This is a genomic window from uncultured Streptococcus sp. (assembly GCF_963528215.1).
Taxonomy (GTDB): domain Bacteria; phylum Bacillota; class Bacilli; order Lactobacillales; family Streptococcaceae; genus Streptococcus.
Map to the genome: position 1 here is coordinate 17,293 of NZ_CAURVL010000008.1, position 14,112 is coordinate 31,404.

At 44.1% G+C, this 14,112-nt stretch carries 12 protein-coding genes and 1 other RNA gene; 3 read left to right on the top strand and 10 right to left on the bottom strand.

What is annotated here, in order from left to right; genetic code table 11:
* Positions 1-8: 8 nt before the first annotated feature.
* Positions 9-1,622, bottom strand: coding sequence for a ribonuclease Y (locus tag RWS24_RS04845; RefSeq protein WP_002893506.1), 1,614 nt, complete (start codon positions 1,620-1,622; stop codon positions 9-11).
* A 364-nt stretch (positions 1,623-1,986) separates the two neighbouring features.
* On the opposite strand from RWS24_RS04845, the gene RWS24_RS04850 reads away from it, so the two are divergent.
* Entirely contained in the window at positions 1,987-2,469 is a 483-nt protein-coding gene (locus tag RWS24_RS04850; protein ID WP_002893508.1) for an S-ribosylhomocysteine lyase, read from the top strand.
* A gap of 102 nt (positions 2,470-2,571) precedes the next feature.
* Here RWS24_RS04850 and RWS24_RS04855 read toward each other — a convergent pair whose 3' ends face one another.
* The 5 genes from RWS24_RS04855 to RWS24_RS04875 form a co-directional block, all read right to left on the bottom strand.
* A complete protein-coding gene (locus tag RWS24_RS04855; protein WP_314365952.1) occupies positions 2,572-4,029 on the bottom strand; it encodes a cell division site-positioning protein MapZ family protein in 1,458 nt (485 codons plus the stop codon).
* Between the two features lie 12 nt (positions 4,030-4,041).
* Entirely contained in the window at positions 4,042-5,196 is a 1,155-nt protein-coding gene (locus RWS24_RS04860) for a class I SAM-dependent RNA methyltransferase (RefSeq protein WP_149566090.1), read from the bottom strand.
* A gap of 285 nt (positions 5,197-5,481) precedes the next feature.
* Positions 5,482-5,849: RNase P RNA component class B (gene rnpB, locus RWS24_RS04865), an RNA gene on the bottom strand.
* A 22-nt stretch (positions 5,850-5,871) separates the two neighbouring features.
* Entirely contained in the window at positions 5,872-6,234 is a 363-nt protein-coding gene (gpsB, locus tag RWS24_RS04870) for a cell division regulator GpsB (RefSeq protein ID WP_050540614.1), read from the bottom strand.
* A gap of 71 nt (positions 6,235-6,305) precedes the next feature.
* The gene (locus RWS24_RS04875) at positions 6,306-6,833 is read right to left on the bottom strand and encodes a DUF1273 domain-containing protein (RefSeq protein ID WP_314365956.1); all 528 of its coding nucleotides are present in this window, start codon (positions 6,831-6,833) and stop codon (positions 6,306-6,308) included.
* A 67-nt stretch (positions 6,834-6,900) separates the two neighbouring features.
* Between RWS24_RS04875 and recU the strand changes: the two genes are divergently transcribed.
* Together recU and pbp1a are read left to right on the top strand one after the other, a co-directional pair.
* Entirely contained in the window at positions 6,901-7,503 is a 603-nt protein-coding gene (recU, locus tag RWS24_RS04880; RefSeq protein WP_002908157.1) for a Holliday junction resolvase RecU, read from the top strand.
* Positions 7,496-9,637: a penicillin-binding protein PBP1A gene (gene pbp1a, locus RWS24_RS04885; protein ID WP_314365959.1), complete on the top strand. Its 2,142-nt coding sequence runs from the start codon at positions 7,496-7,498 to the stop codon at positions 9,635-9,637. The genes recU and pbp1a overlap by 8 nt, the downstream gene beginning before the upstream one ends.
* 77 nt (positions 9,638-9,714) lie before the next feature.
* On the opposite strand, the gene pepC is transcribed toward pbp1a, so the two are convergent.
* From pepC to RWS24_RS04905, 4 genes are all read right to left on the bottom strand, one after another.
* Complete coding sequence (gene pepC, locus RWS24_RS04890; protein ID WP_314365961.1) at positions 9,715-11,049, bottom strand: aminopeptidase C; 1,335 nt, start codon at positions 11,047-11,049, stop codon at positions 9,715-9,717.
* Between the two features lie 78 nt (positions 11,050-11,127).
* Positions 11,128-11,688: a GNAT family protein gene (locus RWS24_RS04895; protein WP_314365963.1), complete on the bottom strand. Its 561-nt coding sequence runs from the start codon at positions 11,686-11,688 to the stop codon at positions 11,128-11,130.
* Positions 11,689-11,735: 47 nt separating this feature from the next.
* A complete protein-coding gene (nadE, locus tag RWS24_RS04900) occupies positions 11,736-12,560 on the bottom strand; it encodes an ammonia-dependent NAD(+) synthetase (RefSeq protein ID WP_125348579.1) in 825 nt (274 codons plus the stop codon).
* On the bottom strand, positions 12,557-14,017 hold the full coding sequence (locus tag RWS24_RS04905) for a nicotinate phosphoribosyltransferase (protein WP_125348580.1): 1,461 nt from the start codon (positions 14,015-14,017) through the stop codon (positions 12,557-12,559). Before RWS24_RS04905 ends, nadE begins: the two co-directional genes overlap by 4 nt.
* Between the last annotated feature and the right edge of the window lie 95 nt (positions 14,018-14,112).

Here is a 14,112-nt window from a genome sequence, read left to right on the forward strand (position 1 = left end):
TTTCTTCTTTATTTTGCGTAGTCAACGGCTCGCATCTCACGGATAACTGTTACCTTGATATTGCCTGGATATTCTAAGTTATTTTCGATCTTTTCACGAACATCGTGAGCCAAAATCGTAATCTTGTCATCCTTAATCTTGTCCGGCTGAACCATAATCCGGATTTCACGACCGGCTTGTAAAGCAAAGCTGTTCTTGACACCCTTGAAGCTATTAGCGATTTCTTCCAAATCTTGGAGACGCTTGATATAGCTTTCCAGAGATTCACTGCGGGCACCTGGACGAGCAGCACTGAGAGCGTCTGCTGCAGCTACGATAACAGCAATGACACTTTCCGCTTCCACATCTCCGTGGTGACTGGCAATCGTATTAACAACAACTGGATGCTCCTTGTACTTACGAGCCAGTTCTGTCCCGATTTCCACGTGGCTGCCTTCAACCTCACGGTCGATAGACTTGCCAATATCATGGAGGAATCCAGCACGGCGAGCTAAATTAGCATTTTCACCTAGCTCAGCAGCGATGATACCGGAAAGCTTGGCAACCTCAATAGAATGCCTCAGGACGTTCTGACCATAAGAAGTACGGAACTGCAAGCGACCCATGATTTTCATCAAATCAGGATGCAGGTTAGGAGCTCCGATTTCATAAGCTGCTGCTTCCCCGTACTCACGGATGCGATTGTCAATTTCCAGACGATTCTTCTCAACCAACTCCTCGATGCGGGCTGGATGAATGCGGCCATCTTTCAAGAGTGCTTCCATGGTCATACGAGCAATCTCACGTCGAATCGGATCAAAACCTGAGAGAGTAACCACTTCAGGCGTATCATCAATGATGACATCAATACCAGTCAGACTTTCAAAAGTTCGGATATTGCGACCTTCACGGCCAATAATCCGACCCTTCATACTGTCATCTGGCAGATGCACCGTTGAGTTGGTTTGCTCAGCTACATAATCACCGGCAATACGCTGCATGGCTTGGACCAAGATATTCTTCGCAACCTTATCAGACCGCTCTTTGATATCTTGCTCAGCATCCCGAATTCTAGTCGCAATCTCTTTAGAAAGCTTGTCCTCGGTCTGCGTCAAAATAATATCACGCGCTTCTGTCTGCGATAGCGAAGCAACTCGCTCCAGCTCTGCTGCCTTCTGCTTTTCAAGTTCCGCTACTTGTTCTTCACGCGCATCAATGTGTTTAGATTTATCTGAGAGACTTTGTTCTTTTTGCTCCAAAGCCTTTTCTTTGTTGCTTAAATTATCGTCTTTGCGGTCAAGGGTAGAAGCACGCTCTGTCAAGCGGCTTTCGATTTGTTTTAACTCTTGACGTTCAGACTTAAATTCTGCATCAACTTGTTCACGATATTTTCTGGCTTCTTCTTTTGCCTCCAAAAGTGCTTCTTTTTTAAGCGAACTTGTTTCTCGCTTGGCTTCTTTGACAATCAAATCAGCTTCGCGTTCAGCCTGTCCGCGTAAATTGGTTGCTTCTTGTTCAGCATTTAAAAGAGTAAGCTCTGCAGCTTCTTTAGATGATTTCATCTTAGCCGAGACACTTACATATCCAATCACTAAACCAATGATGGCAGCAAAAACAGACATAATTATAGGAAATAGGTCCATGTTTTTACTCCAAATCTATTTAATTGTTGAATTCAAAATTCCATACTATTCTATCACAAATCTAAAAAATTCACAAACCTATTTTTTGAAAATCAAGAAAGCTTTTGTCCATTTTTTAGAGACAAAATCTTCGAAGTTTGTAGAAGCATGAGCACCAAAACCTTTTCAAGACATAAGCAGGATTATTCAAACTTTTCATTTTTCTAAGACGTAAACTTTATTCCCAAATAAAAATTTTTTATGCTATAATCAGAGAAGAAATTGTGTATATGAGACAGGCTTTTTCTTCGCTAACAAGACAAACCTTTGGCTTAATATCACTAGAAAAACCTTCTCGCACTCGCTACATTATAAAGGAGAAACCATGTCTAAAGAAGTTATCGTTGAAAGCTTTGAGCTGGATCACACCATCGTCAAAGCGCCTTATGTCCGCCTTATCGGAGAAGAAACCGGCCCTAAAGGCGACATCATTTCCAATTTTGATATCCGTCTGGTTCAGCCTAATGAAGATTCAATCCCGACTGCTGGCCTGCATACTATCGAGCATTTGCTGGCTATGCTGATTCGCAAGCGCATTGATGGTATGATTGACTGCTCGCCTTTTGGCTGTCGCACTGGTTTTCATATGATTATGTGGGGCCAACACAGCTCCAGCCAGATTGCTCAGGTCATCAAATCCTGTCTGGAAGAAATCGCTGAGTCAACTAGCTGGGAAGATGTCCCTGGAACAACCATTGAATCCTGCGGAAACTACAAGGATCACAGCCTCTTCTCAGCCAAAGAATGGGCTAAGCTCATTCTCAGCCAAGGGATCTCTGATGATGCCTTTGAACGCCATGTGATTTAAAACAATAAAAAGTTCTCGAAATCGAGAACTTTTTTTGTGCATGTATAATCAAATCCATCAACAGACTTGAAAGCCAGCTGCTGAAGAAATGTTCACAGATGACTAGAAATCAAGCGAATCAGCATGACCTGGTCCATTTCCAACAAAGTATCCAGTCTTACAGTTGATACTGAAAAGGTAGGTGCCGTCTGGCTTGAAGAGGTTATAGTAGCCGTTTCCTTTAATAATATTGACGCGTTCCAGGATATAGTTATCACCAGAAATATAACCACGCTCACGAGAAGTTTGCAAAATTTTCTCCAGAACGCCAGGGTTGAATGTCCAAGCTGGATTGTTGACGTCATCAATAGCCGCTTGGTTATAAGGGACTCGACTGAGATCTCTCTGCAGATTTACTCCATTGCTTGGAAGACCATAGCCAGAGTATGAGCTGGAAGCGCCTGAACCAGAAGCAGACGAGCTTGAACCGCCGCTTGTACCCGTACCGGTGCCTCCCTGATCAGTAGCAGGAGCCGGTGTTGGAATCTGTTGGCCGCGTCCTTGGGCAATCGCTGCTTTTAGAACTTCATCTAATTTAGCATTGCCACTTGATACATCTGAGAAGGTCGCATTGGTATTGGCCTTGGCTTCCTTGTTCAAGACGCCGTCAGTGATCGCTCCGCCATCAAACTGCGAATTGACACTTTGGATAGCTGAAATTTGTTTTACTAGGGAATCATACTTGCTCTTGGCTGCATCATAGTCTTTGCTGCCTTTTAGCTTTTCAAGTAAGGTTTTTAATTTTTCCAAGTCGCCAAATTTACTATTTTTGACAGCTGTCTGATTGCTATCTGTGAAGAATGCAGCATACTCATCATTAAAGGACTTCAAATCCTTGGCAATATTATCAGAGCTAGAGGAAGACGAGCTCTTTTTGCTGGACTGCGATGTTGAAGAACTGGAGCTTGTAACGGTCTTGTGGCCCCAATTATGCCCCAGAGCAAAGTAAAGCCCTGTGCCCGCTACAGCAATCCCTAAAAGTCCTAAGACTGGATAAAGGAAAGCTTTTTTCTTGTAGAAAGGCGTCTTAGTAACCTGTAATTCCTTCTCATCAAGCGGTTCTGGAATAGGACCGTAAGATGTCTTTTGAACGGGAGCAGCGGGAACCGCATCTTCCTGCTCTGAGCGTTGACTGCGAGAACCTAAGGGGTTTGGAGCTGCTTCTGGTTCACTTGCTGTCTCAGTGCCGGGCGACTGTGCTGTTGGAATCTCCTGCTCACTTTCAACCTCTTGCCGTCTTTCTTTGATGAAATCGGTCAAATCAGAAGTGGCTTGCTCAGCTTGAGCCGCTTCCTGCTCCTGCAGCTTTCTGATTTTCTGGGTTTCAAATTTTCCAGCTTCGATTTCCTGACGGTGCTGCTTGATATACTTATCCAGCACATTGTCGCTTTCATTCACACCGGCTTCCAGCTCCTCTTTTTTACGAGTAGCTTGACCGACTGTCATTTCCTTGGCCTCTTCAAAATCAAGGACCGACTCTTTCTTTTCTTCTTCCGGTGAGTAGTTTTCTTCTTTCGTCACGGCAAATCCTTTCTAATCTAACTGACGTTTAACCCGCTGGCCAAAATACTGATACAAATCAACTTTTAAAGTTCCATTATAAAGTTTGCGTTTTTTATCGGCCTGACTACCATATTTGCTTTCAAAAGCTTCATCGCTAGTCAGGATAAACTTGCTCCAGGTTTTGAGCGGAGCAAAAGTTTCTCCCATCTCCTGATAAAGACGAGTCACAGCCTCATCATCTAGGAGGCGCTCCCCATACGGCGGATTAGAGATAATCACACCATTAATCTTATCTGTATGCAAATCCTGCAGACGCATCTGCTTAAAGTGAATCTGCTCTGCTACTCCTGCTTGCTCAGCGTTTTTTTGAGCTAGCTCTACCATACGGCCATCGATATCCGATCCAGAAATATCCAGCTGGATGGTCTGATCAATCTGACTGAGTGCAGTCGAGCGAGCCTGAGCTACCAGGTCTTTATCCACCCAATTCCAGTCTTCAAAGGCAAAGGAACGATGGAGTCCCGGCGCTATCTTCATCCCGATCATGGCTGCCTCGATACAAAAAGTACCAGAGCCGCAAGTCGGGTCTATCAAAGGCTTATCTGGATACCAATTGGACAGGAGTAAAATGGCCGCTGCCATATTTTCCTTAATCGGTGCACCGCCTTTATCGACACGATAGCCACGTTTGAAGAGGCTAGACCCTGTTGTATCAATCATGACCGTCGCTACATCTTTTAGAATAGAAACCTCTATCCTAAACTCAGCTCCATTTTCCTGCAGGGGCACCCCTTCCGGACGTGCATAATGCTTCTGCAGCTTCTTGACAACTGCCTTTTTAGAAATAGCCTGAACACTAGGCTCATTGTGAAGTTTTGACTTGACACATTTGGCCTTGGAAATAGGAAATTTAGCTCCCAGCGGTAGATAATTCTCCCAATCCAGAGCAAAAACTCCCTGAAAGAGCTCTTCAAAAGTCTTGGCTGGAAAACTGCCAACTACAATCTTAATCCGATCGGCCGCGCGCAACCAGAGATTGGTTTGAATAATGGAACTGACATCACCCTCAAAGCGAACCCGGCCATTTTCGACCTGACAATCAAGTCCCAGCTCTCTGATTTCACGGCCGACGACAGCTTCTAGCCCTGCCGCTGCGGTCGCAATTAAATTAAATTTTTCTTTCATCTTGGCTTTTTAAATGGATTCCAATCTATACAAACAAAGGGAGTGAGACAAAAATCGTGATTTCGTCACATCGATTTTCCTCACTCTCCCTTTTTAAATTTTGGGCTGAGAAGGTTTCGCTGCCATTTATCAATTAGCTCATTCCTTGAAATGTCCATCAGACAAATGAAGCAACAGCTAGTTGAACTTGGCAGAGAATAGAGCGCTCAGCCACTCTCTTGCTATTCTATTATAAAATTTAAAGAGGACAGGACTTGCCGTCCCAGCCTCAGCCTATATGCAATTTTCTGTAAGCCATGTTTTGTTCCGGAAATGACTAGGCACCATTTCCTTCGATAATCATCTGTCTACTGTTTCCAGTCAGAATGCAATGTTCGTTTCCACGCATTCCATGCCCCGACCAAAGTTTGGGTTGCTAGCTTGAGGGGTTTACCGCGTTCCACTTCTTCTGTTTCCAGAAGAACTACGTCACTGTGGCACTTTCAGACCTAATCAGACATATCCAAAGACTTAGCCCTTTCGGTCGCCGTAACGGAAAAATCCGTCCCTAGGCTTATTTCTTCGCCTAGCACAAACACTACCGGCATCACAGCCAGTGCTAGCATGGACTTTCCTCATGAAAATCTAAAATTTCCACGCGATTATCCAAAAATTGCACTGTTCTAAAAAGAACCATTATTCACGATCCAGAATTTGTTTTCCGAATACTTCCTTTTCAAGACGGTTCAAGCGCTTCAAGATATCAAAATTAGTCGCAGAAGTCATCTGAGGGAAGCTTTCTGCAGTTGACTGAGTCGCTTGTGTTGATTGGACAGGCTGAGTCGGCTCAACCGGTGCTTTTTCAACTGGCTTCGCAGCTAACTCTTCCTTGAGACGGCGATTTTCCTCACGCAGCTCCTTTACCAAGGCTGCATAAGTCTCATAATCCTTGATAATATCATCCAAAAACTCATCCACTTCGGACTTACTATAGCCGCGTACTTCGCGTTTAAAATCCTGATCAAAAATATCTTTTGCTGTAAAAATAATACTTGCCATCTTCTCTCTCCAATCTAGTTTATCATATTCAATTATAAACAAAATGCCTAATAAAAATCAAGATTTATCATCTAATTTCCCGAAAAATTTTCGGCCACTTCATTCAGGTCATCAAATGTTAATTTTTTGATAAAATATTGTTCTTGTTTTTTCATTTCTTGGTAAAGATATTTTAGTTTTGTCTCCTGTTCTTCATCGTAAAAGAGATAGGCTCCGTTGGTATTTTGAATGATGAATTGATTGTAATCACGAAACTGGCTGGGATTTTGATAGGTCGGATAAGCATACTTGACAAAATCGGTCTGCTTAAAAGCAGCTAATTTTGCTTGATTGGCTTCGTTCCAATTTTCACCTTGATTCTCAAAGAGAAAGATGGTTGCCATCTGAAATTCATAATCCTTTTTCAATTCATTAGCTAGCTCCAAAACCCAAGACTCAAAGCCCAGATTACCCATAAAAACCAGCCAGTCCACTCCATCTTCCAAAAAACGGATTAAGTCCCTCTTAGCGGCTTCTTTTATGATGTTTATTCTCATATCTTTTTCCGTCGAAATGCCGATTTCAAAGGCTTTGTAGCCTGTTATTAATAGACTGGTCATTTATTCTCCCTTAAAAAAGTTTTTTGTGGTATAATAGAGTGATGCTATTGTACCAATAAGGAGTTTTATGGTCAACTATCCGCATAAGCTAAAGGCAAAAAGCAGTATCAATAGGCCGGTTTCCGGCATGATTAACTTTGCCAACCGTGGGATGTCTTTTGAAAAGATGATCAACGAATCCAACAACTACTATCTTAGCAGAGGACTCGCTGTCATCCATAAAAAGCCCACCCCCATTCAGATTGTCAAGGTTGATTATCCACACCGTAGCCGAGCCAAGATTGTAGAGGCTTACTTTCGGCAAGCTTCCACAACAGACTATTCTGGCGTCTACAAGGGCCATTATATTGACTTTGAAGCCAAGGAAACCCGACAGAAAAAATCGATGCCCATGAAAAATTTTCATTCGCATCAGATTGAGCACATGGAGGCTGTCCTTGAGCAAAAGGGCATCTGCTTTGTCTTACTACATTTTTCCAGCTTAAGGGAGACTTACCTACTTCCCGCTTCTTATTTAATTGAGTTTTACAAGATCGACAAGGGAGGGAAGTCCATGCCCTTAAGCTATATTCAAGAGCATGGTTATCCGATTGAAATGCAGCAGCTTCCCAGCATCCCTTATCTTGAAATTATCGAACAAAAACTACTAGGTGGTATTATAAATGAATAAACAAACTCTTATGCAGGCTTTAAAATATCTTGCAAGTGCACTTATAACCCTGCTTATGATTGGATTCGTGATCGGCTGTTTGGTATTTACCTACTATGCGGTCAAGGCTCCCAAGCTTTCTGAAAAAGACCTGATTGCGACCACATCCAGTAAGATTTTTGACAGCAATAACAATTTGATTGCGGACCTAGGCGCTGAAAAGCGGGTCAATGCTGAAACTAGTGAAATACCTACGGATTTGGTTAACGCCATTGTCGCCATCGAAGACCATCGCTTCTTCAACCACCGCGGGGTGGACTTTATTCGGATTGCAGGTGCCCTTATCAGTAACATCCGTGGCGGGGGCCGTCAAGGTGGTTCAACTCTAACCCAGCAGTTGATTAAGCTGTCTTATTTCTCAACTTCTTCTTCGGACGCGACCCTTTCACGTAAAATCCAAGAAGCTTGGCTGGCCGCTCAGCTTGAGCGCAAAGCAACCAAGCAGCAAATCTTGACCTATTATGTCAACAAAGTCTACATGTCTAACAGTAACTACGGTATGCAGACAGCAGCCCGAAGCTACTATGGCAAGGACCTAAAAGACTTGAGCTTACACCAAACAGCTCTACTGGCAGGTATGCCTCAGGCACCTAACCAATACGACCCTTACACTCACCCAGAGGCTGCAACCAACCGCCGTAATCTGGTACTTCGTGAGATGCATGATCTCAAGTACATCACAGATGAGCAGTATGAGCAAGCTAAGAATACCCCTGTAACCGACGGACTTCAAAGTTTGAAAGCTTCCACTAGTTATCCCGCTTACATGGATAATTATCTTAAGGAAGTAATTGAACAAGTAGAAGAAGAGACTGGCTACAATGTCCTGACAACTGGTATGGAAGTCTATACAAACGTCAACACTGATGCCCAAAAGAAACTCTGGGATATTTACAACACAGGAGATTATGTAGCTTATCCAGATGACGAAATGCAGGTTGCCTCCACTGTTATGGATGTGCAAACTGGTAAAGTCATTGCCCAGCTCGGTTCTCGTAACCAATCTACCAACGTATCCTTTGGTACCAACCAAGCTGTTGAAACCAACCGTGACTTCGGTTCAACAATGAAGCCAATCACCGATTATGCTCCAGCTCTGGAAAATGAAGTCTATACTTCGACAGCTGCTCCTATCACGGATGCTCCATATAATTTCCCGTATTCCAGCACACCAGTCTACAACTGGGATAAGAAATATTATGGCGGGATGACGATTCAATACGCTATTCAGGAATCCCGTAACGTTACTGCCGTGAAAACGCTGGAAGCCGTTGGTTTGGATGAGTCCCTCAAGTTCCTAAATCGTATTGGGATTAACTATCCTGAAATGTTCTATGTTAATGCCTTTTCAAGTAATACCAGCAAATCCGGCAACGAATACGGAGCCAGCAGTGAAAAAATGGCTGCTGCCTATGCTGCTTTTGCCAATGGTGGTACTTACTACAAGCCTCAGTATGTCAATCGCGTTGTCTTCAGCGACGGAACAGAGAAGACCTTCTCCAACAATGGTTCCAAGGCTATGAAGGAAACGACAGCCTACATGATGACCGATATGATGAAAACAGTCTTGCAGTCTGGTACAGGTACAAACGCTGCTATCTCTGGGGTTTATCAGGCCGGTAAGACCGGAACCTCCAACTATGCTGATGATGAATTAGCCAAACTGACCAAGCCTTACTACTACTCTAGCATTGTCACACCAGACGAGCTCTTCGTTGGTTACACGCCTAAGTATTCAATGGCTGTTTGGACCGGCTACTCTAACCGCCTGACACCAATCCTTGATGACGGGGTTAAGGTAGCAACAGATGTCTACCGCGAAATGATGCTTTACCTAGCTCAAGATGGCTCTGCTTCAGAAGATTGGGAAATGCCAGATGGTCTCTACCGCAGTGGCTCTTATGTCTACCTCAACAGTGGTACTGGCTATAACCGTTACTACAATAACCAGCAGTACTATAACTATTCTAGCTATAGCAGTTACAGTACAGAAGCTAGCTCTGACACATCAGCTTCCAGTGAGCATTCTGGTGATTCAAACAATAGCTCTTCTAACCACAACGACTCATCTTCCGGTAACGGTGGAGATGACTAGAGTGACGAAGATTAAAATACAAACTAAAAGAGTAAGAATGAAAAATTCTTACTCTTTTCTTATTCTCTCATCAAAGCTTACTTTGCCAAAGCCCCCATAGGATCCCACGGAGCTAGGACAAGAGGCTCTGCTTCATAAGCAGCTAATTCTGCGGCTGTCAGAAACTCCTTTCGGACGACGATTTGATAGGTATACTCGTCCATCCAAGCGTCACTGGCTACAAAGTAACCCTTGTTACCAACCTTTTCTCCCCAGGAGTTTTCGACCTTCCATTTCTTGGCTTTTCCATTTTCATCCAAGTCCACCCCTGTCAAAACCATTGCATGGGTCATCAGACTTTCGCTATAGTCCAAACGTCCTGCCTTGTCTTGAGTCAACTGGATATCCATACTAGAAGTGAAGTCATACATGCCGTCAGCCATAATACCCGCTTTACGATTGCTAGACTGTCCAACATCAGAACCAAACCACACGGTCTCGCCAGCTTGCATTTGGGCGATAGCCAGCTCTTTTAGCCTGTCCATTTCAACATTCAAATAACGAACTGGCTTGCTACCAACGACATTACCCAGCATCTCAACTGTATAAGACTTACCATAAGGCTTGTCTACAGTTGGCGCATTGATGATAGAGACATAATCGTCTAATTTGAGATCAACATATTTTTTGAAGAAAACTTGTGGTGTCAATCCGCTCTCACTGTGGAAATAATTGTCCTTATCGCGATAAGAAAAGTCAAACTGGCGAGGCGGCAAGCCTAAATTCATAGCTAGGAAGTTAAAGACTTCTTGTAGGAGTTCTTCTTTCTTGGCCTGGAGTTCTGACGAGTTTGCACCCTCTGCCACTAATTCTCGCAAAATCTGCGCATCCTGGCGCAAGAGCTTATTGAGAATTTGATTGAGCTCACGGCTGTTACTGGAAGAAATTGACTCCGGATAGACTGACTTAGGCACGACGCCGTATTTCTCAAAAAGCGCCACGACCATATCCCACTGACCGCCATCCTGCTGTGGCGTATCTAAGAGAAACTTGACCTTGCGACTCGTCAATTCTTGGTCAGCCGTCGCCAACACCTGTTCTAAGAACCAGTTGGATTTCTCATATTTATCCCAAAAGAAAGTGTGGGCCTGAGATAACTCAAAATCTTCCAATTGGAAACCAGCAATCATCTTGTGGCGGAAAGTATTAAGAGCTGCAAACATCCAACAGCGTCCAGATGCTTTCTGGTCACTAACCTTGTCCTTAGTAAGATCCAGTGAAAAGACAGGTGTATTTTCCACAGCGGCGCTTCGCTTCTCTAAGGAAGCCAAAAGGCCATTGTGACTGATGGCATTTTCCATCGCTGCAAACTTGGGATTGGCCTCATAAGCAGCATACAGCTTATCTGTAAAATCTTGTTCTAACGAATGCATAGAATCCTCCTTGTCATTATACATCTATTATAGAACTTTAAAAAAGGAGCGCAAGTAAAAAGGCTGGACAAAAGAGTCCTAGCCTTTTTCTAAATCGGATCTTAGGATTCCATAGACGGAAAAATCTTTGACTTGTCCTTTATGAAATACAGCCTGACGGAAAGTGCCCTCGTAGCTCATGCCAGCTTTGGCCATGACACGCCCAGAAGCTGGATTGGCTGTTACAAATTTTGCTGTGACACGATTGAATCCTGCGTCTTGCAAGAGATAGATTAAAACAGCTTTCAAAGCTTCTGTCATCAGCCCCTGCCCCCAGTAGTCTTTACTTAAAATATAACCGACCTCGCAAGCATTAACTGCCTCATCCATGTCCACCACACTGATGTCACCGATTACAGAATAAGGATTTTCTTTCAGACAGATGCCCCACTTGTAAAAATCCATGTTTTGATAATTCTCAACCCAGCGAGTAATAGACTGTTGGGTGACATCAGGGCTCTCATGAGCATCCCAGGTCACATGCAGCAAATTATCCGGACGAGAAGCCCAGTTGTCATACATAGCTTGAGCATCCGATTCCAGAAAAGGTCTTAGTAAAAGACGTTTGGTTTCAATGGACTGTGTACCTATCTTTTTCATAGCTTCCTCATTTCTTGGCTCGGACTAAAAAGATTCGATAGAGATTTTCACTTCCAAAATTCATCAAAAACTGTAATCGGCAAATGCCGTTTGTGCTGTCCCTTATGCCACCAAGATTCGATAGTTTCTTGGGCTTGGGCTGAAACGGACTTGCCTTCGAGGTAGTCATCAATTTCATTGTAAGTCACGCCCAGAGCGACTTCATCCGCAATCCCAGGTTTTTCCTCTTCCAAATCAGCCGTCGGCACCTTTTCATAGAGAGCCGGATCTGCTCCTAAAGCGGCCAAAAGCTGCTTACCTTGTCGTTTATTGAGGCGGTAAAGCGGTAAGATATCTGCTCCGCCATCCCCAAACTTGGTGAAAAAGGCGGTGACATTTTCTGCAGCATGATCGGTCCCAATGACAGCCCCACTGTACGAACCAGCCAAAGCATACTGGGAAATCATACGGCTGCGGGCCTTAATATTGCCCTTGTTAAAATCAGAGACTTTGGCCCCCGTTGTCTCCACAGCCTTTGTCATGGCATCAGCAGATTCCTTGATATTAACTGTCAGACTGACATCAGGCTGGATAAAAGCCAGAGCCTTTTGGGCATCATCTTCATCTGCCTGAACACCGTAAGGCAGGCGGACAGCGATAAAGCGGTAGCTATCATCCCCAGTCTCAGCCCGCATTTCCTCTACAGCCAGCTGGGCCAAACGGCCAGCCAAGGTTGAGTCCTGACCACCAGAAATTCCCAGAACATAACTTTTCAAAAAAGGATGCTTTTTCAGATAGGCCTTGAGAAAGTCCACCGACTTGCGGATTTCTTCCTCCGGATCAATGTTTGGTTTGACGCCCAGTTGAGCGATAATTTCCTCTTGTAGACTCATTTTTCTGCTCCTGTCTGGTAGGCTTTCTTGCGCATCTGGTCAATCAAATCCATCTTATCCTGCCAGATATCTCGAGCCAGGTCAACTGGATAATCCTGTGGATTGAGAACTCGTTTGTACTCGTCCCAAAGTTTATCAAATTCCTTACGGGCATAGACTTGAATCTCGGTCAGGCTCGGCTGAGAATAGACCAAATTTCCTTCTTGGAAAATATCCACCAACAGCGGTACGGCATCAAAATTTTTGACCCTTTTATTGATGTAGGTATAGGTAGGATGGAACATTTCCAGCTCTTCCAAGCTATTGACATCAATGCCATCATAGGTAATGTAGTCTCCCTCGGACTTCTCTTTTTCGCGGCTGGTAATACGCCAAACCTGCTTCTTGCCTGGGGTCGAAACCTTTTCAGCATTATTGGACAGCTTGATGGTATTGCGCAATTCTCCAGTCTCATCTTCAATAGCAACAATCTTATAAACTGCTCCTAAAGCCGGCTGGTCGTAGGCCGTAATGAGCTTGGTTCCCACACCCCAGACATCTATCTTGGCCTTTTGCATTTTCAAGTTGAGAATGGTATTTTCATCCAGATCATTGGACGCATAAATCTTAGCATCAGGGAAGCCAGCTTCATCTAATTGCTGCCGAACCTTCTTAGAAATATAGGCAAGGTCTCCCGAATCAATGCGGACTCCCAGAAACTTAATCTTGTCTCCTAGCTCACGCGCCACCCGAATGGCTGCCGGAACACCTAGGCGCAATGTATCATAGGTATCTACTAGGAAAACACAGTTATGATGAGTCTCAGCGTAAGCTTTAAAGGCTTCATAATCATTTCCATAGACTTGAACGAGAGCATGGGCATGCGTTCCCAAGACTGGAATATCAAAGAGCTTGCCAGCCCGGACATTGCTGGTGCCATTAGCTCCGCCAATCACCGCAGCCCTGGTCCCCCAAATAGCAGCATCCATTTCCTGAGCCCGGCGCGTACCGAACTCCATCAGTGGCTCATCTTCGATAACAGAGCGGATACGGGCTGCCTTAGTGGCAATCAGGGTCTGAAAATTAACGATATTGAGCAGGGCAGTCTCAACCAGCTGACACTGAGCCAGTGGACCTTCCACCTGCACGATTGGCTCATTGGCAAAAACCAAATCACCTTCCTGAACAGATCTTACTGTCAGGCTCATCTTGAGATTTCGCAAATAATCCAGAAACTCTCCGTGATAGCCCAAGGATTGCAAATAATCTAAATCGCTCTGGCTGAATGTCAGATTATTGAGATAGGAAATAATTCTTTCCAAGCCCGCAAAAACCGCGTAGCCGTTATTGAAAGGATTCTTACGGAAAAAAACTTCAAAAACTGCACGCTTGTTGTGAATATTTTGCTTGAAATAAACCTGCATCATGTTGATTTGGTACAAATCAGTGTGCAGAGTTAAACTGTCATCTGGGTACATCTTCTTGCTCCTTTACGCTAGATACCTTTTATTATATCATAATTCCAAAAAAGCTAAGCAAATCCTGTCAACTCACTTGAATAGACACGCTTGCT

What these genes read in the sequence shown, in the direction of transcription:
- RWS24_RS04845 (WP_002893506.1), bottom strand. Translation starts at nt 1,622, where the DNA reads ATGGACCTATTTCCTATAATTATGTCTGTTTTTGCTGCCATCATTGGT.
- RWS24_RS04850 (WP_002893508.1), top strand. Translation starts at nt 1,987, where the DNA reads ATGTCTAAAGAAGTTATCGTTGAAAGCTTTGAGCTGGATCACACCATC.
- RWS24_RS04860 (WP_149566090.1), bottom strand. Translation starts at nt 5,196, where the DNA reads ATGAAAGAAAAATTTAATTTAATTGCGACCGCAGCGGCAGGGCTAGAA.
- gpsB (WP_050540614.1), bottom strand. Translation starts at nt 6,234, where the DNA reads ATGGCAAGTATTATTTTTACAGCAAAAGATATTTTTGATCAGGATTTT.
- RWS24_RS04875 (WP_314365956.1), bottom strand. Translation starts at nt 6,833, where the DNA reads ATGACCAGTCTATTAATAACAGGCTACAAAGCCTTTGAAATCGGCATT.
- recU (WP_002908157.1), top strand. Translation starts at nt 6,901, where the DNA reads ATGGTCAACTATCCGCATAAGCTAAAGGCAAAAAGCAGTATCAATAGG.
- pbp1a (WP_314365959.1), top strand. Translation starts at nt 7,496, where the DNA reads ATGAATAAACAAACTCTTATGCAGGCTTTAAAATATCTTGCAAGTGCA.
- pepC (WP_314365961.1), bottom strand. Translation starts at nt 11,049, where the DNA reads ATGCATTCGTTAGAACAAGATTTTACAGATAAGCTGTATGCTGCTTAT.
- RWS24_RS04895 (WP_314365963.1), bottom strand. Translation starts at nt 11,688, where the DNA reads ATGAAAAAGATAGGTACACAGTCCATTGAAACCAAACGTCTTTTACTA.
- nadE (WP_125348579.1), bottom strand. Translation starts at nt 12,560, where the DNA reads ATGAGTCTACAAGAGGAAATTATCGCTCAACTGGGCGTCAAACCAAAC.
- RWS24_RS04905 (WP_125348580.1), bottom strand. Translation starts at nt 14,017, where the DNA reads ATGTACCCAGATGACAGTTTAACTCTGCACACTGATTTGTACCAAATC.